The following is an 821-nucleotide window of genomic DNA, read 5'->3' on the forward strand; positions in this document are numbered from 1 at the left end:
GTGCAGCACCGCCAATTGGCGCAGCTGCAATCAATCGCTGAGGCAGCGAGGGTCGCGGACCGCATGGTTCGATCCCCCGATGCAATGGCAGGCCGGAGCATCGGGCCGTCGCGGCCGACAGCAGTCCCATGGCGGCGCGGCGATCCGGGCCTGCCTCGCCCACAAGGTCCTCCTCGGCCTGCCGCTCCGCCGGAGTGAGCCAGTGTGGCGCCATTGGGGCCCGCTGGCGAACGGTTTCGCTGCGAGCCCGCCGGAGCTTGCGGAGCCCAGCTGATCCGTGCCCTTTGCCGGACAATCCGTCCGCCGGACAGATTGCCTGTCCACCTCAGTTAGACCACCTGTGAGGACGCCAGAGCGAGACAGGACCGGGGCGCCGGTAAGCGCCGCGAAAGCCCGCCGAACACTGGACGACACCATCCCGTGTCGCGGCTCCAAGGGCGCGCTGCACCTGCCCGCGGACGCTGAGGCATCGACCGCCATCGGTCCGGGGAGCCGCCGGCGGCAGCGCCATCGGTTCCAGCGCTGCTCGAGGCGCCGAATGGCATCAAGGCGGAAGGCGAAGGGTGCGGAGCGACCGTGGCCCCGGCGGGGCCGCGAAAGCGCTCAGCACGGCACGCGCGCAAGCATGGCGGCTCGAAACGGCGCATCCGCGGTGCCGCCCGGACCCGTGGCGCGGCCCGCTCATGGCGCAAGATCCACCCCGGGATCGACGGGGAACATTGGAGATCCGGGCGGTCGAAGCCGCCTCCGGCAATGCCGGCGAACGCCACCGGTCCGGCCGACCCCGGCGGGGGATGCTGTCGGACCTTCTCGCGCAGATC

Annotated in this window: 1 protein-coding gene; it reads left to right on the forward strand. The window is 71.6% G+C overall.

Annotated features, from left to right (window positions below; genetic code table 11):
* The first annotated feature begins 37 nt into the window (after positions 1 to 37).
* On the forward strand, positions 38 to 274 hold the full coding sequence (locus tag HCC78_RS35180; RefSeq protein WP_371743979.1) for a transposase: 237 nt from the start codon (positions 38 to 40) through the stop codon (positions 272 to 274).
* The last annotated feature ends 547 nt before the right edge of the window (positions 275 to 821 follow it).

Source organism: Mangrovicoccus sp. HB161399 (assembly GCF_013184745.1).
GTDB lineage: Bacteria > Pseudomonadota > Alphaproteobacteria > Rhodobacterales > Rhodobacteraceae > Mangrovicoccus.